The organism is Secundilactobacillus sp. MJ173 (genome assembly GCF_059704265.1).
On sequence record NZ_BAAKGN010000075.1, the window covers coordinates 82,222 to 107,571 of the forward strand.

General features: G+C 43.1%; 22 protein-coding genes. 4 read left to right on the forward strand and 18 right to left on the reverse strand.

What is annotated here, in order from left to right; genetic code table 11:
* Positions 1-24: 24 nt before the first annotated feature.
* The 9 genes from AC6H04_RS12315 to parE all read right to left on the reverse strand — a co-directional run bounded on the left by AC6H04_RS12315 (position 25) and on the right by parE (position 10,629).
* Positions 25-918 (reverse strand): SDR family oxidoreductase, encoded by an 894-nt coding sequence (locus AC6H04_RS12315; protein WP_497571953.1) that lies wholly within the window; start codon positions 916-918, stop codon positions 25-27.
* A 22-nt stretch (positions 919-940) separates the two neighbouring features.
* The gene (locus AC6H04_RS12320; RefSeq protein WP_497571954.1) at positions 941-1,372 is read right to left on the reverse strand and encodes a MarR family winged helix-turn-helix transcriptional regulator; all 432 of its coding nucleotides are present in this window, start codon (positions 1,370-1,372) and stop codon (positions 941-943) included.
* Positions 1,373-2,503: 1,131 nt separating this feature from the next.
* Positions 2,504-3,022: a peptide-methionine (S)-S-oxide reductase MsrA gene (msrA, locus tag AC6H04_RS12325; protein WP_497571955.1), complete on the reverse strand. Its 519-nt coding sequence runs from the start codon at positions 3,020-3,022 to the stop codon at positions 2,504-2,506.
* Between the two features lie 57 nt (positions 3,023-3,079).
* On the reverse strand, positions 3,080-3,454 hold the full coding sequence (locus AC6H04_RS12330) for a hypothetical protein (protein WP_497571956.1): 375 nt from the start codon (positions 3,452-3,454) through the stop codon (positions 3,080-3,082).
* 79 nt (positions 3,455-3,533) lie between these two features.
* Entirely contained in the window at positions 3,534-3,968 is a 435-nt protein-coding gene (gene msrB, locus AC6H04_RS12335; protein ID WP_497571957.1) for a peptide-methionine (R)-S-oxide reductase MsrB, read from the reverse strand.
* A gap of 154 nt (positions 3,969-4,122) precedes the next feature.
* On the reverse strand, positions 4,123-5,052 hold the full coding sequence (locus AC6H04_RS12340) for a manganese-dependent inorganic pyrophosphatase (protein ID WP_497571958.1): 930 nt from the start codon (positions 5,050-5,052) through the stop codon (positions 4,123-4,125).
* A 51-nt stretch (positions 5,053-5,103) separates the two neighbouring features.
* Complete coding sequence (locus AC6H04_RS12345; RefSeq protein ID WP_497571959.1) at positions 5,104-6,063, reverse strand: LysR family transcriptional regulator; 960 nt, start codon at positions 6,061-6,063, stop codon at positions 5,104-5,106.
* 114 nt (positions 6,064-6,177) lie between these two features.
* Entirely contained in the window at positions 6,178-8,622 is a 2,445-nt protein-coding gene (parC, locus tag AC6H04_RS12350) for a DNA topoisomerase IV subunit A (RefSeq protein WP_497571960.1), read from the reverse strand.
* A 21-nt stretch (positions 8,623-8,643) separates the two neighbouring features.
* Positions 8,644-10,629, reverse strand: a complete 1,986-nt coding sequence (gene parE / locus AC6H04_RS12355; RefSeq protein WP_497571961.1) for a DNA topoisomerase IV subunit B — start codon at positions 10,627-10,629, stop codon at positions 8,644-8,646.
* Between the two features lie 122 nt (positions 10,630-10,751).
* On the opposite strand from parE, the gene plsY reads away from it, so the two are divergent.
* Entirely contained in the window at positions 10,752-11,408 is a 657-nt protein-coding gene (gene plsY, locus AC6H04_RS12360) for a glycerol-3-phosphate 1-O-acyltransferase PlsY (protein WP_497571978.1), read from the forward strand.
* 91 nt (positions 11,409-11,499) lie between these two features.
* On the opposite strand, the gene AC6H04_RS12365 is transcribed toward plsY, so the two are convergent.
* Positions 11,500-12,381 carry an aldose 1-epimerase family protein gene (locus tag AC6H04_RS12365; RefSeq protein WP_497571962.1) on the reverse strand — a complete coding sequence of 294 codons (882 nt, stop codon included), beginning with the start codon at positions 12,379-12,381 and terminating at the stop codon, positions 11,500-11,502.
* A gap of 184 nt (positions 12,382-12,565) precedes the next feature.
* On the opposite strand from AC6H04_RS12365, the gene AC6H04_RS12370 reads away from it, so the two are divergent.
* Positions 12,566-13,612 carry a zinc-dependent alcohol dehydrogenase family protein gene (locus AC6H04_RS12370; protein WP_497571963.1) on the forward strand — a complete coding sequence of 349 codons (1,047 nt, stop codon included), beginning with the start codon at positions 12,566-12,568 and terminating at the stop codon, positions 13,610-13,612.
* Between the two features lie 108 nt (positions 13,613-13,720).
* Here the strand turns inward: AC6H04_RS12370 and tnpA are convergent, their stop codons facing one another.
* Entirely contained in the window at positions 13,721-14,143 is a 423-nt protein-coding gene (gene tnpA / locus AC6H04_RS12375; RefSeq protein WP_497571964.1) for an IS200/IS605 family transposase, read from the reverse strand.
* Positions 14,144-14,234: 91 nt separating this feature from the next.
* Here tnpA and AC6H04_RS12380 point away from each other — a divergent pair, with 91 nt between their 5' ends.
* Positions 14,235-15,389, forward strand: coding sequence for an RNA-guided endonuclease TnpB family protein (locus AC6H04_RS12380; RefSeq protein WP_497571965.1), 1,155 nt, complete (start codon positions 14,235-14,237; stop codon positions 15,387-15,389).
* Between the two features lie 133 nt (positions 15,390-15,522).
* Here the strand turns inward: AC6H04_RS12380 and hslU are convergent, their stop codons facing one another.
* From hslU to ylqF, 7 genes are all read right to left on the reverse strand, one after another.
* Complete coding sequence (hslU, locus tag AC6H04_RS12385) at positions 15,523-16,935, reverse strand: ATP-dependent protease ATPase subunit HslU (RefSeq protein ID WP_497571966.1); 1,413 nt, start codon at positions 16,933-16,935, stop codon at positions 15,523-15,525.
* A gap of 23 nt (positions 16,936-16,958) precedes the next feature.
* On the reverse strand, positions 16,959-17,501 hold the full coding sequence (gene hslV / locus AC6H04_RS12390; protein ID WP_497571967.1) for an ATP-dependent protease subunit HslV: 543 nt from the start codon (positions 17,499-17,501) through the stop codon (positions 16,959-16,961).
* Between the two features lie 20 nt (positions 17,502-17,521).
* Positions 17,522-18,433, reverse strand: a complete 912-nt coding sequence (xerC, locus tag AC6H04_RS12395; RefSeq protein ID WP_497571968.1) for a tyrosine recombinase XerC — start codon at positions 18,431-18,433, stop codon at positions 17,522-17,524.
* 90 nt (positions 18,434-18,523) lie between these two features.
* Positions 18,524-20,653, reverse strand: a complete 2,130-nt coding sequence (gene topA, locus AC6H04_RS12400; protein ID WP_497571969.1) for a type I DNA topoisomerase — start codon at positions 20,651-20,653, stop codon at positions 18,524-18,526.
* A gap of 169 nt (positions 20,654-20,822) precedes the next feature.
* Positions 20,823-21,707: a DNA-processing protein DprA gene (dprA, locus tag AC6H04_RS12405; RefSeq protein WP_497571970.1), complete on the reverse strand. Its 885-nt coding sequence runs from the start codon at positions 21,705-21,707 to the stop codon at positions 20,823-20,825.
* A gap of 41 nt (positions 21,708-21,748) precedes the next feature.
* Positions 21,749-22,522 (reverse strand): ribonuclease HII, encoded by a 774-nt coding sequence (gene rnhB, locus AC6H04_RS12410; protein WP_497571971.1) that lies wholly within the window; start codon positions 22,520-22,522, stop codon positions 21,749-21,751.
* On the reverse strand, positions 22,515-23,369 hold the full coding sequence (gene ylqF / locus AC6H04_RS12415) for a ribosome biogenesis GTPase YlqF (protein WP_497571972.1): 855 nt from the start codon (positions 23,367-23,369) through the stop codon (positions 22,515-22,517). Before ylqF ends, rnhB begins: the two co-directional genes overlap by 8 nt.
* A 540-nt stretch (positions 23,370-23,909) precedes the next feature.
* On the opposite strand from ylqF, the gene AC6H04_RS12420 reads away from it, so the two are divergent.
* Entirely contained in the window at positions 23,910-25,115 is a 1,206-nt protein-coding gene (locus AC6H04_RS12420) for an MFS transporter (protein ID WP_497571973.1), read from the forward strand.
* Positions 25,116-25,350 lie beyond the last annotated feature (235 nt).

A 25,350-nucleotide genomic window follows, 5' to 3' on the forward strand; every position in this document is an offset into this window, starting at 1 on the left:
CACGCGTTGGGGAATTTTTTATAACTATTTAGTTGCAGCACCTTGATAAATACCTAAGCGCTTTGCTTCGCGTTCCAGATATTGATGCATGGTCCGTGGTTTGTGATCCAGTAAAGCTTCCAGTGTGAATGAAGAACTGTCCCAGCCCCATTTACGCATGGTACGTACTAAACGAATGAAGGCTTCGTATGAATAGCTGTCACCACCATGGAAGTACTGTGGAAAGTAGTCGGCAAGGTGATCTTCATCAACGTATTCAGCTGTAATTTTCTTACCAGTGACTTCGGTCATCATATCGGCAACTTCGTAACTGTTTAATTTCTCGTTGCACAGTTGGTAAACACCCTTATCGAAGTATTCTGGACGATCCATCACCTTCATGATAACGTCAGCTTCATCCAGCGCGTCAAACCAAGACATACGCTTATCAAGCGGGGTATAGTTCGGAAACTTACCCAACTTGTAGAATTGCTCCAAGAAGACATCGTGGTTATATCCAGATGGCTGCAAAACAGTCCATAACATATGACTTTCAAACCCACGGTAGAGCAGATAATGTTCAACTTTTTTCTTCATCATATGGTGCAACTTCGTATCCAAGTTAGGGAAGAGTACTGAAATGTCGATAAATTGCTTAACGCCTTCCTTGATGGCAGCGTCAATCGCAATTTTACCCATTACATATTCTTGGAATGAAAAGAGGGTAGGGATATAAACAACTTGGTCAACACCCTGCATGGCTTTTTCTACTTGATCAGCTTTAGTTGCATCAATGACCATGGTTTCTTTAACACCTTGTGCCTTATAGTCAGCTACTTTAGGATTGATATCCACGGCACGAATATCAACACCATGCTGTGCCAAATAAGGAATAATTTGGCGGCCAACAGTTCCACACGCACTTGTAACTAGTAACATAATAACTTCCTCCTAGACTAAATTAGTTTTCGAGATTCTTCAAGATTTTTTTCAAGAAGTTCATTCCCGATTTCAACTCAGAATCGCTTAAACCGGTTCTGATATTAGTTTCTAATTGGTCAGCTGAATCAAGGAGATCATCTTGGTTAGCTAAAGCTTTTGCTGTTAGTGCAATTTGCTTACTGCGAGCATCATCAGGATTCGGAACACGTTTAACAAAACCCTTTGTTTCCAACTGATGTAAAAGTCGTGTAACGGTGGGGCTGGAAAGCTTAAATTGTTTTTCCAAGTCAACTTGTCTAACTGTACGATCTTGATTCACCATCAGACATGACAAGAGGTTAAACTGTGGTTGAGTAAGCTGATACTGTGCGAGTAGGATATTGCTCTTCTTATCAAATTCAATCGCAGCTTCTTTAAGATAGATTCCGATCCGGTTCCGTTGATTCAGCAAGTCATTACCCCCCAAAAGCAGATTAGCAATGAAATAGTTAGCTAGCTAGGATTCATTACTTATATCTTAGCATGCTAGGAATATTTTGCAACCGCTTTCTTAAAGTCGAGTTTGTTGAACTGATAAAAGGGTTAGGGATCCTAATTTAATATGCCGTAGTGCAACGCGAAGAGAGAAGGCTAAATTAGTAAACTTAATAAAATATAGGTTTTATTAAGTCTACTCAGAAAAGGTAATAAAGCCTTCCCCTCGCGGAAATCACGGCTTGAGGGGAGTTAATGCCGTGAAAAGAGTGCCACTGCAGGCATTAATTTGACTGGAAAATACGATGATATGGATGATATGACGGTAAAAAAGCTGATTTTAGGCTAATTTAAACACCTTAAAGTATGATCTGGATAAGCTTTTATTGTAGCAAAATCAGCAGAACGACACGCTTGAAGTGTAATTGAAGTGCTAGAATAGCGAGAATGCCTTCAGAAATAACTGGCTTTAGAGCAAATATAGCATTACTAACAACAATAAACAATAAAGGTTCAGTTATTAGATTAACGGATTAATTTGTGCTGAAATTTGCTAAACCTAAACCGAACATGATAAACAGCTATACCAGCCGATTTACTTCGTTAAATATTGCAAGTGCAAATATACCGCGCATATTAAGTCGAACATCTGGTTGTGCCAATGCCATGTCAATATATATAGTGCTTCATAATTATTGATAATCTGCCTAAATTTGATCTCAACATCATCAACGACACGAAGTTGAAACAATAATCAGAAAACAATCCTTGGTCAGGCTAAAATGACAATCACACCAACATAGGTGATTATTTGGCGTTCATACGACACACGTTCATTAATTTAGGTGTGTCGTTCTACGAGTAGTGCTTTCAGATGCGTCAACTTGCTTCAGTAAATCATTTAAGTTTACTTTTGTTGCAGCTGTTTTTGTTCATTAACTCAAATAGCATCATAAAGAAAACAGGGGAGTATTTTTAACGTTAATTTCAGGCCAACTTTTGATTTCTTTCTCTACTTTACATAATATATATTATTCAAAGTAGTGATAAAGTCAAAAAAACAGCATTTAATCCTGTGATCAAATGCTGCACATCAAACATGCTTTTTCTAATCAGCCCATTGTTGTTTAATAAATTTTTCTCGACCGCCCATTTCCTCAATTTGATAACGGAAAGGATTTTTCTTGTAGAAGTCTTGATGTTCTTCTTCAGCAGGATAAAATGGTTTCGCATCCTCAATCTGAGTCACGATTGGTTCGTTAAATCGACCACTCTTAGTTAAATTTTCCTTGGAGGCTTCAGCGATTGCACGCTCTTCATCATTATTCACGAAGATCACTGGTCGATACGAATCACCGCGGTCTTGAAATTGACCCATAGCATCAGTTGGATCCGTTTGCCGCCAGTAAATTTCGACTAAGTCGGCATATGAAATTACATCTGGATCATAGGTAATCTCCACAGCTTCCGTATGCCCAGTTTGATGACTTGCTACTTGTTCATATGTCGGATTGGCCACGTGACCGCCAGTGTATCCTGAGACAACTTTTTCAATACCTGGTTGGGAGTCAAACGGCTTAACCATGCACCAAAAACAGCCACCAGCAAAAATTGCTTTCGCATACATAAAATTTTCTCCTTATCATTATCATTTTTATCTCGGTCTAAAAAAGCACCAGAATGACTAGTGCTCTTTTGAATCTGCAGAATTTGTTTTTTCAAACCGGTTATTAAACCAGATTGCCATGATTCCTGTCACAGTTCCAACAACGCAAATCACTAATAACAATACCACAACAAAGCCCGAATATTTTTTGGTGGCATTGATGATCATTGCCACCAATATCGCTACGGCCAAAATATTGACAAATGTTAGGATAATTTTTTCAGTCCCATTGTGTTTTGCTAAATACAGCGAAATGGCATATACACCAAGATAACTTAAAACGCTCACCAAAACTTGATAAGACAAATTATGCTTACTCATTGCGGAAATTACTGTGATTAAACACAAACAGATTGCGGTGATCCATGATGTTGTAGCATATTTTCTATACAAAGCGAACAACTCCCTAAAGTACGTATATATACTATTATCGGTGATTTCTAAGGATTTGCAACCGCTTTGCTAGAAGTTATTACTCAAACAGTGTTTTATATTGTCCATACCCAGCCTGTTCAAGCTGATCTACTGCAATAAACTTTAAAGCTGCGCTGTTAATGCAATATCGTAAACCACCGGCTTCCTGAGGACCATCAGTGAAAACATGTCCTAAGTGCGATGCTGCATCAGTCGAACGTACTTCTGTCCGGTACATGCCGTGTGATGTATCTAAATGACGTTTAACAGCTTTCTTTTCAATGGGTTGTGTGAATGATGGCCACCCGCAGCCTGCGTCATACTTATCCAATGAACTAAACAGTGGTTCACCACTAACAACGTCAACGTAGATCCCCGGTTGATCAAATTGATCGTATTTACCGCTAAACGGTGCTTCAGTAGCAGCGTTCTGAGTGACTTCATAAGCTGTTTGGGATAATTGTTCTCGTAACTCTTGATTATCTTTCTCCATTTTTGTCAACTCCTTGATTAATCAATTTTATAATAGATTGTGTACAATTTAAATGTTATTCTTTTTACCCTCTTTTATCAATGATTAAGCATTAAAACCAAAAACGAGGTACTGTTCAAATGAACTGTACCTCGCCCCATTTTGTTAATTTTAATTAAGCTTCAAAAGCATCTTGCAATGGTGGTACCACTTGCTTCTTACGTGAGACAACACCTGGCAAGTTGGCACGGTCGTTCTTTAAAGTCGTCTTGAAGGCTTTTTCAACCATGTCTTTAGGTTCGCCAACAACGAATAATTCGGAGTTGCTGTCTAACACATTAGTTGCCAAAACGAGGAATAAATCATAGCCCTTTTCAGCAGCTTCATCGTTCATGGCCTTCTTGATACCGTCTTCACGACTGATGACATCATTCAAATCAACCGTGTTGATCTGGTCAATACGAATACTCTTGCCACCCATGGTAAATGACTTAGCATCGCCTGAAACCAATTCAGCGTCTGACTTTGCAGCTAAGTTAGTACCTGCTTTAAGCATTTCAATCCCATAACTCTCATAGTCGATGTCAGCAATTTCAGCAAGTGCTTTAACTGCTTCACGATCTTTATCAGTCGTGGTTGGTGACTTAAGCAACAAAGTGTCAGAAATGATGGCTGACAGCATCAAACCAGCTAATTGAGCTGGAATATCAATCTTGTTTTCTGCAAACAAGTTGGTGATGATGGTGCTAACACAGCCAACTGGTTCAGCACGGTAATATAGTGGTGCAGCGGTGTTAAAGCCGTTGATCCGGTGATGATCAACAACGTGAGTAACCGTCACATCAGCAATATCATCAGCAGATTGCTGTGGTTCGTTGTGGTCAACTAACATAACTGAATCAACTTCGTTTGAAACGGTCTTAACGACCCGTGGTGCAGCAACACCAAAGTGCTTCAGTACAAAACTAGTTTCCATGTTAGGTTCGCCAAGTGCAACGGCTTCAACATCATAACCTAACTTTGTTTGTAAATATGCGTATGCCATTGCGGCAACGATGGCATCAGTATCTGGACTCTTGTGTCCAAAAACGAGTTCTTTTGACATAAATTTTATCGCTCCTCATATCAATAATAATTTTACATACTAATCATACTATTAATTTTGCTGAATTTCTTGTAAACGTGCCAAATAATCTTTTGTTTTCAGATATTGATCAAATTGTGCGAGGAAATGGCCAATGCGTGGAATCTTATCCTTCCCACTTCTGAAGACGAAGGCCAGTTCAAAGCGAATATTTGGTTCAAAACGCGCAGTCCAAGTATCAGGCTGTTCACCTTGTCCAACCACAAATGAGTTAGGCAATGCGGTATATGCACCAGTCGCATCAGAGAACCGCAGTAGCTGGCTTGGCGTGATAAACTGTGCCACACTCGTTGGTAAGTCAACCATCGCATTCTTAAAGGACTCACGCATGACGTGATTCAAGTAGTATTCACCTGGATAAGTGACCCATGGTTTGTTTGGCGTATCCGCAAACTTGATTCGTTTCTTCTTGCTAAGCTTTTCGTCATGGTGAATAAAGAGTAAGTCATCGCTAATGATTCGTTTAGATTCGTATGGTTTCCAATTCTTAATGGATTCATCTGGTAAGTACATGATTGCCAGGTCAATCTGGTTGTTTTCCAACTTGTCCCAAATTTCCTTACGGGTCAGCATGTGCAAGGTGATCTTCACATCCGGATTTTCCCGATAAGATTGGATCACAAAGTCTTCAAATACGCTGTCTTCAACCGACGATAGCATGCCAATATTAATGTCACCCTGTGTGGCACTAGTCGATTGCTGAATCTCGTCAGTGGCACTGTTTAACACATCGTAAATCCGGTGTGTAGCGTCCAGCATGGTATAACCAGCATCCGTTAACCGCAGTTTTTTACCAACAGAATAGAATAAACGGGCACCAACTGTGCGCTCCAATTTTTTAATTTGTTGCGTTAATGCAGGTTGTGTAATGCCCAGGATCTGAGCAGCCTGCGTATAGTTCATCGTCTCAGACAATTGAAGAAAATAAGTCAGCGTCTTAGATGAAAAAATACTTTCTTGCTTACTTTTCATGGGGGAACCTCCTAAATGGGTTGTCCTTAATGTTTTATTATCAAAACTATAATAACCATCTTCGACCAAATACGCAATTATTGTAATCCGAAAATAACTATTTTCTAATAAAAATTAAGACAATGTTAAAATAGTTGGTTTACTCCGCAACACTTCTGGAATGCCTTCCGATTCTGTGTCAATGACAAATGAACCGTTCGAATAACGATTATTCATTGGGTGCTCTGCTGGTAAAATGTCATGCAACCGTCGCCGATCCGTGATCACTTCAAGTGGTGAGGAAGCATCAGCTAATTTAATAAAATCAACGACTTCATGTGGCTGTGACTTTAAGGCATGCAGTACTAAGACGCCCTTGCGCGCCCGACTGGTTACTGGCAGTTCGCTAGCTGGCATCTTCTTAAAGGCACCCCGTTGCGTGATTAAAGCTACGGTATCCTCATCGCTAACCAGTTGTAGGTCAACGACTGAGTCCCCTTCACCAAGATTCATTGAGCGAACACCTGTGGTTCGAGCACCGTTAATCGAAACTTCAGCTAAATCAAAGCGTAAAGCTAAGCCTAATCGAGACATCAATAATACTGACGCGTGGGCAGGTTGGGCCAAATAAGTGACGTTAACCACTTTGGCCTGATCTGACTTCAATTTTTCAAACACCTTGGCACTGGATTTATAGGTCCGTCCTGGCAACAGATTTTCAAATTCTGTCCGCTTGATGTACCCGTCGTCCGTGGCAATCAAGAACTCACCTGGTGCTTTGAGAGAATTAAACGCGTAGGTGGCAATAATCTCCTCATCATCGGCAAGGCCAATGGTTTGAGAAATATGTTCACCAGTATCCTTCCAACGAGCATCAGTGATTTCATGAACTGGCCGATAAATCAAATTCCCTTTATTGGTAAACATGAATAAGTGATCCAGCGTACTGAGTTTTTCAGTGAAAATCGGATAGTCCTCTTCTTTGAGCCCGTTGTCTTCTGGATCAGAGGCATTATAAGAACGAACGCCACTGCGTTTCAGATACCCGTCACGACTGACCATGACGACGACATCTTCATCAGGAACCATGACCTCTGTGGAAATCTTCAGTGGTGTAATTTCCGCTTGGATTTCAGTTCGGCGGTCGTTACGGTACTGCTTGTTGATTTCTCGCAGTTCTTTTCGTAACACTTTGTTTAAAGCTTTTGGATCAGCCAAGATTTCTTGATAAGTTGCAATGTTCTTAGCTAATTCAGCTGCCTCTTTTTCCAACGCGGTGACGTCGGTATTGGTCAAACGATAGAGTTGCAGTGCCACGATTGCGTCTGCTTGTTCCTCAGAAAAGTCGTAAGTGGCGACCAGGTTATCCCGGGCGTCTTTACGGTTTTTACTTGCTCGAATGGTAGTAATCACTTGGTCCAGAATAGACAATGCCTTGATCAAGCCTTCAACGATGTGCTGCCGTTTGGCTGCCTTATCCAGGTCAAACTTAGTCCGACGAGTAATGACGTCTTGTTGGTGTTCCAAGTATGCCGCCAAAATCGTCTTTAGACCCACGTGTTCTGGTCGTTTATGATTGATTGCCACCATGTTGAAATTATAGGTGACTTGCAGGTCAGTATTCTTGAATAGATAGTTCAAGATCCCCTCTGCATCAACTTCTCGTTTTAGTTCAATGGCAATTGACAGCCCATCACGATCAGACTCATCACGGACTTCAGAAATGCCATCAACTTTTTTATTTAAGCGTAATTCATCGATTCGTTTAACCAGCGATGCTTTATTGACTTCGTAAGGGATCTCGCTGATGCGAATCAACTGTTTGTTGCCACGCAGGTCTTCGATAGCTGTTCGCGAACGGACGACGACACGGCCACGACCAGTTTCGTAAGCTTTTTTAATGCCGTCAACACCCTGAAGAATGCCGCCGGTTGGGAAATCAGGCCCCTTAACGAACTGCATTAAGTGCTCTAAATCAGTGTTAGGATGATCCAGCAGATATAGCAGCGCATCGATAACTTCGCCTAAGTTATGCGGTGGAATATCGGTTGCGTAACCTGCTGAAATCCCAGTAGCACCATTCACTAATAAGTTAGGAAACTTAGCTGGTAAAACAGTGGGTTCATATTCGGTGTCATCGAAATTCAACACCATATCGACAGTCTCTTTATCGATATCCCGCAGCATTTCCTCCGCAATCTTACTAAGACGCGCTTCCGTATACCGCATAGCAGCAGGCGGATCACCATCCATAGAACCGTTGTTACCGTGCATTTCAATCAATGGTTCCCGGACTTTCCAATCCTGACTCATCCGGTTTAAAGCTTCGTAGATGGAACTGTCACCATGGGGATGAAAGTTACCCATGACGTTACCCACGGCCTTAGCGGATTTTCTAAATGGTTTGTCGTACGTGTTGCCATCCTTATTCATCGCAAATAAAATACGGCGTTGAACGGGTTTCAAACCGTCGCGAATATCTGGCAGTGCCCGTTCTTGGATAATTGATTTTGAATAGCGACCAAATCGATCACTCATAACTTCTTCTAATGTGAGCTCTTGAATCTTAGTTCCTGCCACTCAAAGGACTCCTTTCATACCTTATTTGGTTGATGCTGGCTCATTATGAGCTTCATTTGCTAAATTACTATCGAGGATGCTGCCGTCTTCTTCTAGGGTGAAAGCCACGTTTTCTTCGATCCACTTACGTCTAGGTTCAACTTTATCGCCCATTAAGGTAGTAACCCGACGTTCAGCTAAAGCAGCGTCATCGATCCGAACGCGAACCAATGTCCGACCTTCCGGATTCATGGTTGTTTCCCATAGCTGTTCAGCATCCATTTCACCAAGCCCTTTGAATCGTTGGAGTTTATAACCCTTCAAGCCCTTGGTCTTAGTGGCTAATTCTTCGTCTGTCCAAGCGTACTCATCAACTTGTTTCTTACCGTTGCCCTTTTGAATCATATAAAGCGGTGGTAAGGCAATGTAGACCCGGCCGGCATTGATCATTGGCCGCATGTACTTGTAGAAGAAGGTTAACAGTAAGATTTGAATATGGGCACCATCATCATCGGCATCAGTCATAATAATGATTTTGTCATAGTTGGCATCTTCAATATTAAATTCAGAACCAACACCAGCACCAATGGTATAAATCATGGCGTTCAGTTCTTCGTTTTTCATGACGTCTTCCAACTTGGCTTTTTCAGTATTCAAGACTTTCCCACGTAAGGGTAAGATCGCCTGAAATTTACGGTTACGACCCTGCTTAGCTGAACCGCCGGCAGAATCACCTTCGACTAAGAAAAGTTCATTCTTATCGGCGTTTTTAGACTGCGCTGGTGTTAATTTACCCGACAACAATCGTTCCTTACGCTTATGCTTCTTACCGGAACGGGATTCATCCCGCGCTTTACGGGCAGCTTCACGAGCTGTCCGGGCACGTAACGACTTGTGAACCAGCATTTGAGCAAATTCACCGTTTTCCATCAAATAGTAACCCAGTTGTTCACTGACCACGTTATCAACGATGGCCCGGGCTTCTGGCGTTCCTAGTTTTTCTTTGGTTTGGCCTTCAAACTGCAGGATTTCTTCCGGTACTCGAAGTGAGATTACCGCAGAAAGTCCTTCACGAACGTCAGAGCCGTCCAGATTCTTGTCCTTTTCCTTCAGTAAGCCTACTTTACGGGCATATTCATTAAAAGCCTTCGTCCAGGCGCTACGCATCCCAGCTTCGTGAGTCCCGCCGTCTGGTGTGCGAACGTTGTTAACGAACGACAGCAAGTTTTCCGAATAGCCATCGTTATATTGGGCGGCAACTTCAACTTCAACTCCTTGCTTACTGCCATCAAAGTACATGACATCGCCAAGGGTTTCTTTGTCTTCGTTCAAATAGGCAACGAATTCCTTGATGCCTTCCTCGTAGTGAAAGACTTCTTCACGTTCCTGATTCTGGCGCTTATCCGTCAGAGTGATCTTAACGCCCTTCAGCAAAAAGGCGGATTCCCGAAGTCGTTCTGACAGTGTATTGAAGTTATACACAGTCGTGGTGAAAATGGAACTGTCTGGTTTGAAATGAATTTTCGTGCCAGTTGGCTTCCGGGTATTGCCCTTCTTGATCAAAGTGGTAACGGGATGACCGCCATCCTTAAACTGCTGTTCGTACATTTTGCCATCACGAACAATGTTAACGGTTAATTCTGAAGACAGGGCGTTAACCACACTAGCCCCCACACCGTGCAGACCACCAGAGGTTTTATAGCCACCTTGACCAAATTTACCCCCGGCATGCAACACCGTTAAAATTACTTCAGGCGTTGGCTTCCCTGAGGCGTGCATTCCTACTGGCATACCACGGCCATGATCGGTGACGGTGATACTGTTATCAGCTTCAATGACCACGCTGATCTCATCCCCGTAACCGGCTAAAGCTTCATCCACCGCGTTATCAACGATTTCATAAACTAAATGATGCAGTCCTCGAGCATCAGTAGAACCAATATACATTCCTGGGCGTTTTCGAACGGCCTCAAGTCCTTCTAGAACCTGAATCGATGAATCATCATAAGTTGCTTTTTTTCTCGGCACCAAAAAGACTCCTTTCAACTTTTAATTACGATTTTTACTCCGAATCCATGATCACAATAAAATTATTCTGTAAAGCAGTGGGAAACATGCTAAAATATTAGCCGTGACACGTCATCATGACAATGGAGGAATGGAACTTGAAACTCGCACTTTTATTATTAATTGCCTACCTCTTAGGCGCGATTCCAAACGGTGTCTGGATCGGTAAAGGATTCTTTCACACCGATATTAGGCAAGCTGGTTCTGGCAACATCGGTACCACGAATACGTACCGTGTCTTAGGACCAATTGCCGGCACAGCCGTTTTAATCTTAGACTTAGCAAAGGGAACGGTGGCCACTTTGCTACCCGTATGGTTCCTGCACATCAGTCTCAGTCAACACTCGCCCATGCTCTTACTCTTCGGCTTCATGGCGATTCTCGGCCACACCGTATCGATTTTTGACCACTTCAAAGGTGGCAAAGCCGTCGCTACCAGTGCAGGCATGTTACTCGCTTACAATCCACTGCTCTTTGTAATCGCATCAGTGTGTTTTGTTAGCCTTATCTATTTAACCAGCATGGTTAGCCTTGCGTCAATGGTTAGTTTTACGATCATCACCATTTTATGCTTCGCGATTCAAGATTGGTACCTATCCGCACTGGCGGTTTGCTTGACGATTTTTGTTTATTGGCGTCACCGGTCGAACATCAAACGAATCTTGAATGGCACGGAAAACATGGTTTCATTTGGTCTAGGAAACAAACGACGACAGCGTCAGCAACAACATAAGGACTGATGGTTGTTGCATCACAGATACTATCTTATAAGCAAAAGCAGAGCTATGTCAAAATGATTTTTTTGGCATAGCTCCTTTTTTAAGTAAAATTTTAGAAAAAGCGGATCTGGAAACCAGCGTTAAATGATGCTTTAGGGGCTGCAGTGTGAATGTTCATCTTATGGATGAAGTCACCGTCGCTGTCAACGTTGTCGGCAATTCCCCACCATGGTTCCAAGCAAACAAACGGTGCCCGCTTGGGGTAAGGTGACCAGATACCAACGTATGGTGCATCTTGCAGCGTTAACGCCACACCATGATCGTTAAGTCCCGTGCTGAGCATCAACGTGGTTTCAACGTGATCTAAGTCAAGAATCAGGGCGTCCTGATTGAATAAATCATGATTTAATACCATTGGAGTGGCTAAATTTAACGTTTTTTCGTGCTTAACGTCATTATAAGGGCCAACCAACGGAATCTGCTGATAAGCCTTTTTCGGTGCTACCGTCACTGAGTAGTCTGAAAAATCCCCGTTACCAGGTTCTAGCGGTACGTTGAAGGCGGGATGACCACCGATTGAAAATGGCAGTGTCACGTCACCACTGGGATTGGTCACCGTATAATGAACCGATAACATGTGGCCATCCAGGGTAAAAGTCACCTGTAACGTGAACTCAAAGGGAAATTTCTCTCGCGTCTCATCGCTAGCTTCCAGTTGAAAAACGGCGTGATCATCTTCGTGTTCGATGACCATGAAGTCCATATCCCGTGCAAATCCGTGCTGGGTCATATGATAAGTCTGCCCGTTCACAGTGTACTGGTCATCCTTTAGTCGACCAACGATTGGAAACAAAACTGGTGCGTGGCGACCCCAAAATTTAGAATCTGCTTGCCACATATACTCTATCTGGTCATCAACGCTCTTAACACTGGCCAATTCAGCGCCATGTTCGTTTATCTTCACCTGTAACTCGTCATTTTTAAGTTCAATCACTGCTTAAACCCCATTTCTGATCAGTCTTCACGATTAGTATAGACCATTAACTAGCTGCTTTCAATAACTGAACTCAGTTTAACCAATCCCCACGCTAATGCAAAGCTATCAGCTTGCGAAGTTTTCGGAACCTGACTACAATGAAATTAACTTGAAAGCTAATCTTTCACAAGAGGCGATAAATATGTCTAAAGCAGTTTCTAACTTACCAACCACCATGCGAGCCTGGGCAGTTACTGAACCAGGTCCTATCGATGGCGAGAAAAGCCCACTAGCGTTTACGACTAAACCAGTGCCAACTCCTCAACGGGGCGAAGTCCTAGTCCGAGTATTAACGTGCGGTGTCTGTCACACGGATCTGCACGTGTCTGAGGGCGATTTACCTGTTCATCAAGAACACGTCACCCCTGGCCACGAAATCGTCGGAGAAGTGGTCGCAATTGGTCCTGACGCACAACGGTTTGACCTGGGTGACCGCATCGGGATTCCTTGGCTTCGGTGGACCTGCGGCGTTTGTCAGTACTGCCGCTCCGGACGAGAAAACCTTTGTCCCAATTCGTTGTACACTGGCTGGGATCACGATGGCGGCTACGCTGAGTACACTACGGTGCCTGAAGGATTTGCTTACCGCATTCCAGAACGGTTCGACTCGCAAACCGCTTCACCCCTGCTCTGCGCGGGAATTATTGGCTACCGGGCTTTTCGTCGGGCTAACGTACCGGCTGGTGGCCGGCTTGGACTATACGGTTTTGGCGGTTCTGCTCACATCACGGCTCAACTGGCCATTGACCAAGGCATTGAAGTTCACGTTTTAACTCGTGGTAAAGATGCCCGGAAGTTTGCCCTGTCATTAGGTGCTAAATCAGTCGCAGGACCCTATGATCTCCCACCCGTTAAACTGGATTCTTCAATCATCTTTGCTCCAGTTGGTAACATTGTACCCAAAGCACTGGAAGGCTTGGCTCCTGGTGGCACCTTGGCTTTAGCTGGCATTCACTTGACTGATATTCCACAGTTGAACTATCAAGATCACATTTTCCACGAAAAGAATTTGACCAGCGTTGAATCCAATACGCGATCTGATGGTGAAGAATTCTTAAAACTGGCTGACCGGTTGAACATCCATCCTGAAACCACCCCTTACGCTTTTAATAAGGCGGATGAAGCTTTACGCTACGTTAAGAAAGGTGATATTCGTGGGGCTTGTGTTTTGAAGATTGGTGAGGATTAATAACGAAATTGTACAATAAAAGCGTTTAGTTGCCGTTGATAGCAATTAAACGCTTTTTTATAAAGTGCCGTCAGTTGAGAAAACTCGGTATTTTAATGCCGAGATGAATCAACGTCTGGGACGACCACCATTGTATTGGTCTAGCTGTGAATCGATATATTGGCTGACAACTTCTTTGGAAACATTACCGAGCGTACTCATAAAGAAACTTGGTGACCAGAGATGGCCATTCCAAAGTAATTGTTTAGTTTCGGGAAATTGAATGAACCACTGTTTGGCTGACCCGCCTTTGAAGGCCTTCACGATTGAGGAAGGCGCCAGCTTAGGTGGGAAACTGATCATTAGATGAATGTGATCTGGTAACACCTCCATATTGGCAATCTCAACCGAGTTTCGTTTGGCAATTTCTGTCAAGATAGCTTTCATAGCGATGATCCGTTCTTCAGTCGTAAAAATTGCTTTGCGATACTTAGTCACCCACACTAAGTGAAAAGTAAAATCATACACATTTGTCCGTTCGTATTTAATCATACGGTTACCTCCTAATGTCTGAATATTAGCGATCGTATTCATTCATATCATAACATATGCTAAAATATTGTGAGTAAGGAGGTGAAGCCCAATGACCTATCAAGGAGTCAAATTACGGCTGTATCCTAGCCAGGATCAACAACTGAAAATCAAACTTAATTTTGGCTGTAATCGATTTGTTTGGAATCAAATGCTCAACATGCTGATGACGCGTCACCAGAATAATCCCGAAGCTAAGTTTTTAAATGCTTTTGCTTTGAATAACTTGTTGCCGGCGCTAAAGACTGAATATCCATGGTTAAAAGACGCTGAAAGCACTAGTTTACAAGTGACTAATCACGACTTAATTGAAGCTTTTAAACAGTTCTTCAAAAAGCAGCATGGTTTTCCCAAGTTTAAGTCGCGTAAATACCCCAAGCAGAGCTATCAGTGCAAAGCAGTCAATCAGAATATTAAGGTAGTTGATAGGCACCACATTCAATTACCGAAGCTAGGAAAGGTGATTTTTAGAGCAGGTAGATTACCAGTCGGAAAAATCAAGGCTGTAACGATTCGCCTTTCAGCCACTGGTAAGTTTTACGCAAACGTGCTGGTGGATACCACTGTTGAAGAATTGCCTAAGACTTCTCAAGTTGTTGGCATTGACATGGGCGTTGCTGACCTGATGATCACTTCGGATAGCATCAAATATCCCACAATTCGGTTTGATAAACGACTCAGCAAAAAACAGCATTACTGGGAGAAACGCCTAGCTCGCCGGAGACGGCAAGCCGAAAAGGAAATTGCTTGGGATAAGCACAATCAGGTACCAGAACCCAGAGAGCTGGCCGACTTTAAAAACTACTTGAAGGCTAAGCATATGGTGGCTAAATATAACGAAAAAGTTGCCAATCAGCGTGATAACTATCTACACAACATCACCAAAGAACTGGTTGAACAATACGATGTGATTAAGATTGAAGATTTGAAAACCAAAAACCTTCTAAAAAATCACCACCTCGCCCGAGCGATCGCCAATCAATCCTGGCGAAAGCTACGTCTGATGCTGGAATACAAGTGTGCTTGGTATGGGAAACAACTGGTCACTGTAAACCCACGAAAGACTTCCCAGATCTGTTCAGCCTGTAACTATGATGACGGCAAACACACTTTAGAGATTCGCCAGTGGACCTGTCCTAACTGCGGCAGTAATCATGATCGCGATATCAATGCCGCCACGAATATTCTAAAAGCAACAGCATCGTAAACGACCAACTGGGCTGGAACAGTCCTTAGTTAATAGCCGTAACCGCTGCGTACCATTCTCTGAATGATGCGCAGCGGTGTTCCTAGAAGCTCGTTACTTTAGTGACGAGTAGTTCACGGACTTAATTGTCAAATTACAGGATATAACGTGACAAATCCTTATTCTTAACAATGTTACCAATTTTATCGTTCACGTAATTCTCAGTGATGGTAATGTCACCCATCTGCATATCTGGCCCTTCATAAAGCAGGTCTTCCAGCAATTTTTCAAGCACAGTGTGTAACCGTCGTGCCCCAATGTTTTGGTTCTCATGGTTCAACTGGTAAGCCAGCTCAGCAATCCGGTTGATGGCTTCAATGGTGAAGGTCACCTTGATATTATCCGTCCCAATTAGAGCGATGTATTGCTTAACTAAAGCGTTATTAGGCTCCGTTAAGATCTTAACGAAGTCTTCTTGACTCAGTTCGTCCAACTCAACTCGAATTGGGAAGCGACCTTGCAGTTCAGCAATCAAATCACTTGGTTTACTTTCGGCAAAGGCACCGGCAGCAATAAACAGGATATGATCAGTGTTGATAGCACCATACTTAGTTTGAACTTGAGTTCCTTCAACGATTGGTAAAATATCACGTTGAACACCCTCACGAGAAACTTCACCGCTATTCTTGTCAGATTTCGAGGTGATCTTATCGATTTCATCAATGAAGATAATCCCTGTATCTTGAGCCCGTTCAATGGCTGCATGATTAATATCCGCGTCGTTGACTAAAGTTTCGGATTCTTCTTGAATTAAAATTTCACGTGCTTCAGAAACTGGGACCGTCCGCTTGATCCGCTTCTTAGGCATCATTTGACCTAAGGTAGAACTCAAGTCGATGCCCATCTGATTCATCATGGGGTTATTGCCAGCCATGGCTTGTTGCGGATCATCCATCTCAATTTCCACTTCGGAGTTTTCCAGTAAGCCGTGTGCCAGCTGGTCAGAAACCGACATCCGCTGATTCTTGATTTCGTCGGTCACTTCTTCTTTAGGCTGTTCAGCAGTTGGCATATCGCCCTTTTGCATCTGAGAAAACATGTTCATCAAGTTTGAAAAATCGGCTTGCTGGTTTTGCTTCGGCTTTTTACCGGGAACTAATAACTTCACTAACCGGTTGTTGGCGCGTTTAGTGGCTTCAGCACGGACGTTTTCAAATTCGTTGTCCTTTTCCATCTTAACGGAAACGTCAACCAGGTTACGCACCATGGATTCAACGTCGCCACCGACATAACCAACTTCAGTGAATTTCGTGGCTTCAACTTTGACGAAGGGTGCCTTTACGATTTTAGCTAACCGACGCGCCAGTTCAGTTTTACCAACCCCAGTGGGGCCAATCATGAGCATGTTTTTAGGCGTGATCTCTTCTTGCATGTCTTTTGACAGCTGCATGCGCCGGTAACGGTTACGTAAGGCAATCGCAATCGACTTTTTGGCAGCGTCTTGGCCGATAATATACTGGTCAAGAAGCGAAACGATTTCGCGTGGTGTTTTTGTAATTGGGTCCAAACAAATCCCTGCTTTCTGTTGGGTTATAATTCTTCGGAAATGATGTTGTGGTTCGTAAAGATATCGATATCACCGGCAATGCCAATGGCTGTTTCAGCAATTTCTCTAGCACTCATGTCTTTAGCGTGATGGTGTAAAGCTGTGGCAGCTGCTTGAGCGAAGTTACCGCCAGAACCGATGGCTAAAATGTCATCATCTGGTGCAATCACTTCACCGGAGCCAGAAACCAGCAACATATCCTTATCATTCATGACGATCAGTAAGGCTTCTAGTTTTTGTAAATTTTGGTCTGAACGCCAGTCTTGAGCTAATTCCACGGCAGCCCGTTCCAGGTTACCAGAGAATTCATTCAGACGAGCTTCGAATTTTTCTTCAAGTTTAAAGGCATCAGCCACACTGCCCGCAAAGCCAACGACTACTTTATCGTTATAGATGCGGCGTACCTTATGTGCGGTACCCTTCATAATTACTTTTTCGCCCATCGTAACTTGACCATCTCCGGCCATAGCATTGTGCCCATTATGACGCACGGCAACGATGGTTGTTGCCTCAAATTTTACTGGCATGTGTTAAACCCCTGCTTTCTTTAATCATGAGTGGCGCGCGGAAAGTAACGCCGATAATCACGCTGAAGCTGCGACTTGGTCACGTGAGTGTAGATCTGAGTTGTGGATAGACTGCTGTGACCCAAAAGTTCTTGGACGGTCCGTAAATCTGCCCCGTGGTTCAGCAAATGCGTAGCAAAGGTATGCCGCAGCATATGCGGATGAATGTCACCCGTCAGACTACTGCGATCAATCATTTGGTTCAAAACATACTCCACACCCGTAGATGTGATGGGATCGCCATAATGATTGATGAAGACTACCTCATGTGCCTTATGGTACTTCTGCATCAACGGTTCTCTGGTAACTTTGAGATAGGTTTGCAGCGCGTCTTTGGCGTAGTGGCCAAAAGGTACGTAGCGCTCCTTATTACCCTTACCATGAATCAGCATCAGCTGGCCGTCAAAATCAACGGCGTTTAAGGTGAGGCCGCATAGTTCACTGACACGGATGCCGGTGGCGTACAGGACTTCAAGAATCGCGGAATCCCGTTTTGCTAACACGGAATCTGGATTTTCACCCGCTGCTTTAAACAGCGCCGTCATTTCCTTTTCGTAGAAAAATCTGGGTAACGGCTGTGAACGCTTCTTTAACGTCACGTAGGCAAACGGATTGACCTTAACCAGATCTTCGCGAATCAAAAAGTCGTAAAACGACCTTAAGCTGGAGATTTTACGTGCAATGGTCGTTCGTGCCTTATGCTCGTCATACAGCTGACTAAGATAAACTTGAACATCCAGTTTCGACACCACCAGTAAATCGGTGCTGTCGCCAGTATCGGCTAAGAACTGTTGAAAAGCAGCCAGATCCTCACGGTAAGCCTTCACGGTCTCAGGTGAATACTGTCGTTCACTTTCCAGGTAGGTGATAAACAATTCAACTGGTGTTGCCATGAAAATCGCCTCCATGATTGTAATGTATCAAAAAACCAACCTTGATGCAACACATTTGGTCAAGGTTGGTCAAACTTAAACTTCTTATAATTATTTTTGAACTGGTTCTTCGTAATCACCGTTTGGACAAACGACCTGCACGCCGCCTTTAATCTTCTTTTCAACTAAGAAATGACCATCCTTAGGACAATCACGGCCCACCGGCTTATCCCAGGTGACAAAATCACAGTCGGGATAACGTGAACAGCCATAGAACAAGCGGTTCTTCTTTGATTTTCGTTCAATGACTTGGCCTTCATGGCACTTCGGACAAACCACCCCAATTTCTTTGACGATTGGTTTAGTATTCCGGCAGTCTGGGAATCGTGAGCAAGCGTAGAACTTACCGTAACGGCCCATTTTGATGACCATCGGTGCACCACAGATATCGCAGTCGAAACCAGCTGGCTCGTCTTTGATTTGAATCTTCTCAATGGTGTCTTGTGCATGACTGACTTCTTTAGAGAACGGCTGATAGAACGTATCCACGACTTTGACCCAGTCTTGGTCGCCTTCTTCAATATCATCCAGCTGCTTTTCTAAGTCAGCCGTGAAGTTAATGTCAACCACGTCTGGGAAATAATCCTGAATAATGGTATTAACGATTTCACCCAATTCAGTAGGTTCGAAACGACGACCCACTAATTTCACGTAATAACGCCGTTGAATGGTATCCAGGGTTGGCGCATACGTCGATGGCCGGCCAACACCGTTTTCTTCCAAAGCCTTGATTAAGTTAGCTTCAGAGAACCGTGCCGGTGGCTGAGTAAAGTGTTGTGCCGGATCAGTCTTAGATAGGGTTAACTGGTCGCCTTCTTTAAGGTCTGGCAACAGATTATCCTTTTCCTTACCATCTTTGTAGATTTTCAAGAACCCATCAAACTTCAGCTTCGAGCCGTTAGCCCTAAACGTAACACCATTTTGTTCAATGGTGACACCCATGGTATCCATGACTGCGTTGGTCATCTGACTGGCCACAAACCGGTTCCAAATCAGTGAATATAGTTTATATTGATCGTTGGTTAAATACTGTTTTAAATCAGCTGGCGTCCGGAAAACGGATGAGGGCCGAATGGCTTCATGGGCATCCTGTGCGCCTTCTGGCAGCTTACCCTTCAATGGCTTAGTAGCTGCGTATTCCGCACCATACTGCTCATGGATGAAAGAAGAGGCTTCATGCTTAGCAATGACTGAGATCCGTGTGGAGTCGGTCCGCATATAAGTAATCAGTCCTTGAGAACCTTCCTTACCAATATTGATCCCTTCATAGAGCTGTTGAGCAGCCATCATGGTTTTCCGTGTTCGGAAGTTTAACTTCTTGTTGGCCTCTTGTTGCATCGCCGAAGTAGTGAATGGTGGCTGTGGTGTCCGCTTGCGTTCCTTACGGGTGACTTTCGTGATGTCGAACGGTTGATCACGATCAATTTTCGCTAGGACTTTTTGCACTTCGTCATTATCAGGTAAAGCGTGTTTCTTCCCATCAAGGCCCCAGAAACTGGCGTCGAACTTAGACCGTTTTAACTTAAATTCAGAATCGATCGTCCAGTATTCTTCTGGGACGAAGGCTTTGATCTCGTTTTCGCGGTCAATGATCAGCTTCAGTGCGATGGATTGCACCCGACCAGCTGACAGCCCCTTTTTAACTTTTTTCCAAAGCAGTGGTGAAATGGAATATCCCACTAAACGGTCAAGAATCCGTCTAGCTTGCTGGGCATCTACCAGGTCCATGTCGATGGTCCGCGGTGTTTTAAAGGCGTCTTTAACGGCGTCCTTGGTGATTTCGTTAAAGACCACCCGGTTCTTTTCGTTGGGATCTAAGTTTAATAAGTGTGACAAATGCCACGCGATAGATTCCCCTTCACGGTCCGGGTCAGCTGCCAGATAAACTTGCTTGGCTTTTTTCGCTTCTGAACGTAATTCTTTGATCACATCGCCCTTACCGCGAATGGAGATGTAATGCGGCTCGTAATCGTTGTCAACGTCGACGCCCATCTTACTCTTAGGCAAGTCCCGCACATGACCGATACTGGCCATCACTTTATAAGTGCGTCCAAGATATTTTTCAATCGTTTTCGCTTTTGCTGGTGATTCAACGATAACTAGTTTTTTTTGTGGTTTTCTTCGTTTAGTTTTAGTTGTTTTAGTTTTCGTAGCTTTTGGTTTCTTAGTTGTTGCTGCCATCTAATTACCCCTTCTGGTGAGTTTTAAATATTTGATGCTATAAGATTACTAAATCTTTCACATCATATTTCATAAAAATTAGATTGTCAACTGAAAAAGAATTCAAAAACTACTATATTATATGCCAAATGGATGTCGTTTTTACAAAATACATCTAGGAAAATGCTGGTTATTTAGTCTTTAATACCGGGTATTCATCCAAGATATCTTGAGCCGTCAAGATGGCTTTAGCGCCCGCTTGAATCAACTGATTACACCCGCAGGAAAGCGGATCGTCAATTCTTCCCGGAATGGCCATCACATCGCGATTATTTTGCAACGCTAAACTGGTGGTGATTAAACTGCCGGATTTTTCTTGCGCCTGTACCACTAGCGTTGCTTGGCTTAAACCCGCAATCAGCCGATTACGTTCGATAAAATGGTACTTCTTCCCCACTGCGTCCAGAGGATATTCCGACAGCACTAATTCATGCTGAGCCATGTACTGTTGCAACTTTTGACTGCTTGCTGGATAGCTCAGATTTAAGCCGGTACCGATGATGCCAATCGTATGCCCATGATTGCGTAGGGCTAATTGGTGACTCAAACTGTCAACGCCAGCAGCAAGTCCGGAAACGATCACCAGTTGATTTTGAACCAGTGCTGGCATGATGCTACTCAATACGGTTTCTGAATAAGGACTGCGTTTTCTGCTGCCCACAACGCTCAACAAGCGATCAGCGTTCAGCAGTTCAAGATTTCCCTGATAAAACAGCACCACCGGTGGCAACCAGCTTTCTTTCAGCAACACAGGATACTGCGCATCAAAAAAAGTCAGGTATTGCGACTCTTTCTCGTGTCGTGCCAATGCCTGACTAACTTTATCACTCATAAAACCCTGTTCAAATTTCTGCCGGTGCTGCGGTAAGACACTCGCAATTTCACTAATTTCCGACGGCAGTAAATTTCTCAACTGTCCCGGGTGATCAGCTAACCACTGAGCAATCAGATACTCACCCTTCAATCCAATACCCGGTGCTAAGTGTAAACGGAGTAAAAATTGATTCAAATTCACGATAGTTCACCTCATACTTAGTTTCAGCAAACTACGCGATTTTATTTGAAATAGTTTGAAACGGGCGCAAAGGTTCGCCGATGGATTTTAGACGGACCTAAATCAGCTAAGCCCTGCAGATGAGCCTTAGTCCCATAACCGGCATTGTGTGAAAATTCGTACCCTGGGTAAAGGACATCGTAACTTTGCATGAGGTGATCCCGAAAGACCTTAGCCACAATACTTGCTGCACCAATTGAAACACTCTTCGCATCGCCGTGAATCAGCTTTAACTGCGGAATGTCACTGTCGATCTGCATGGCGTCGATCAATAATTGGTCAGGTTGTGGCTGTAAATGATTGACTGCTGCCAGCATGGCGACACGAGTGGCCTGATAGATATTCAACTGGTCAATTTGCTGGGCCGACGCGGTACCGATCCCCACTGCGATTGCCTGATTTAAGATTTGCGGATAGAGTTCCTCTCGCTGATGATCAGACAGTTGCTTAGAATCGTTGACTTCAATTACATCAAAATCGTCAGGTAAAATGATTGCACAGCTGACCACGGGTCCTGCTAACGGGCCACGGCCAACTTCATCAATACCAGCAATCAGTTGATGGCCCTGCTGCCGAAATTGTCGTTCATAAAAAAAGCGCTGCTCAAAAGCGCGCTTTTCACTGATAAGTTTAGCCAACCGATGCTGAGCAGTCACCATTAATTTCTGAACACCCGCACGTGGGTCATCGGCATACTCGGTAAATAGCGGATCGTTCTCGTCCGTAATTTGATCAAACAGCTGTTTAAGTTCGCGAATTGAAGGTGCTTTAGGCATCTGCCTCACCGTCCGTTCGGTTCAACGTGTAACGACCCAACTTACTCTTACGGATGTCTAAAATCAGTCGGTCAGAAGCCCGCTCGTAATCGTCCTTCATACCGAATTGTTTCGTTAATTTTAACAGTAAGTCAACGTCTGAAAGCTCGAAATCAGCTTCAGTTAACTTATAGCGTTCTTGTAATGCCTTTGGGTAGTACTGCCGGAAAAACTTTAAGGCATATAGTGCCACGTCGTCACTAGCGAAACGCTGATCTTTAATCGCACCCGTCAAAGCCAATGCCTGACCGGTTTCTTCATCATCGAACTTCGGCCACAAAATACCTGGCGTATCCAGCAACTGCAGTTTGGAAGATGACCGTAACCACTGCTGCCCCTTGGTCACACCAGGACGGTCACCCACTTGAGCAGCCCGCTTATTCACTAACCGGTTTAACAAAGTAGATTTGCCGACGTTGGGAATTCCTACAGTAATTGCGCGAATCGGCCGTTCTTTCAGTCCTTTTTGCTGCTCGTTATCCAGTTTATCTGCCAAAATAGATTGCGAAATACGGGTCACCGTTTTGGTGGTAATGTTTGCCTTAGAATCCACCGCAATCGCTGGCAGACCCTGAGTTTTGAACTTTTTGATCCAGTTTTTAGTCTGTTCCGGATCCGCTAAGTCACTTTTAGTCATGATCACTAAATGTGGCTTATTTTTGATAATTCGTTCGATTTCTGGATTTCGTGATGACTGCGGAATTCGCGCATCCACGAGTTCAAACACAATATCCACCACGTGTAAATTTTCTTCCAACTGGCGAATGGCCTTTGCCATGTGACCAGGGAACCATTGAATAGTTGCCATAATGCTTTAACTCCTTTTGTAGTAAGGGTTTTCGAACCCTGATTTCTTGATATTCTTCTGTTGGGGACACTATAGGGACACTTCTTTGAATAATCCTGTTTTTACGCATCATTTAACCATACTCATGAAGTTAAGAATGGCAAGAACCGATGTTTTTTGATCATTTGCCGTTTCCTGTTTATTCATCGGTGTTTTTCAAGCAAGTTACGTTTAGATTGATACGTCAACAGACGGTCAGATTTCAAAATATTTAATGATATTTCATTTCTTAACCATAAAAGATCCACTGTATTACGCTTAGCATATTAATTTTACCACAGTTCCAAGTTTAGATTGATCACTTTCAAATCCAACTGAAAGTAGTCTTACAAATAGTCCAATTGCTGTGCCAATCAGTGTCATTTGTAGAAGTGTTAAAATTAACTTGTATCTCTATACTTTGGTAAGGAGCCGAAATAATGACTATTGAGCTGTGTAAAAAAATCAGTATTTTAAATTCGATTGGAGGTGGTAATTAAAACAGTAAAAAGGAGCATTATTTTGAACAAATATCGTTTACAAGCAGTTGTTTTCGTCTTAGTCGCGTTTATGTCAGGATGCAATGAATTTATGGTAGTCGGGATTTTACCCGATATTGCGAACCATTTGCATGTTTCAATTACTATGGTTGGCTACTTGGTCACAATTTTTGCAACTGTTTATGCAATCAGCACGCCAATTATTACTATTTTGACGAGCAAATATAATCGTTACAAAACAATATTGACATTAATGGGCATCTTTTTGATTGGCAACACTCTAAGTGGTCTGGCAACAAATTATTGGATGATGGTTGCATCGCGGGTGATTTCGGCTAGTGTTTCGGGAGGAATTATCTCAATCATTATGACATTTGCTAATCAAATTGCACCAGAGAAAAAACGTGCTAATTTAATTTCGTGGATTTATGCCGGCTTTAGCATTGCATCAGTCATTGGGATTCCGGTTGGGACCACCATTAGCACTCGGTACGGTTGGCGTTATGCATTTTTCGCAGTGTCAATCATCTCGCTGATCACCATTTTATTTTTAATGTGGTTATTGCCCCGCCGTATCACTCAAACTCAGGGAAGTATCTTAAATCAATTAACGCTACTGAAGGACCCACGAATCTACATCGCAATTGCAGTTGTTCTGTTTACTGCTGCAACTCAGTACGGCTATTACACGTATATTCGACCGTTACTAACTTCGGTACTAGGTTTTGACACGCGATATTTAAACTTGTTGCTCTTTGCTTTGGGAATTGCCAGCGTTTTTAGCAACCGCTTTTCAGGTACAATCGCTGTGCGCGGTGGTCTCAAATTAATGCCAAAGTACTATGTAGCAGATATGGTAATTTTAATTTTGCTGCCCTCAGCGTTTATGAATAAATTCATTGGATTTTCTATGTTGATGCTAATTACGATGCTAGTTACGTTGTTTAGTGCATCAATGCAGCTTCACTTCTTGGATGTGGCGGAACATGACTACCCACAGTCAGTGCTACTAGCATCATCTTTAAGTTCAATTTTCTTTAACTTTGGAACTTCGTTGGGCTCTACAACGGCATCATTTTTAGTAGGGACTGTTGATGTTACCAAAATTAGTTTTGGGGCCGCAATATACGCCCTATTTGCGTTAACGCTGCTTATATTATTAAATCGAATCGTCACAAAGCACCAACGATTAGTGAATAAATCTAAATTAATGCTAAAAAATAAATAAATCATAGGTCATTGTCAGATGATGCTAATGGTGCGCCACATAAGTACATCTTTGACTTAAATCTCTTAAATTAAACGCAGGTCGTTAAAAAATCCTTTGATTTTAACGACCTGCGTTTAATTTTTCTCAACAGCTTAGTTCAACCATTGAACAGTAGCCACATTGTCTAACCTCTTTAGTAGCAAGGCTTCTAGCGTCCCGCATTTGATTAATTAGTTAGATGTGTCCAAAATAT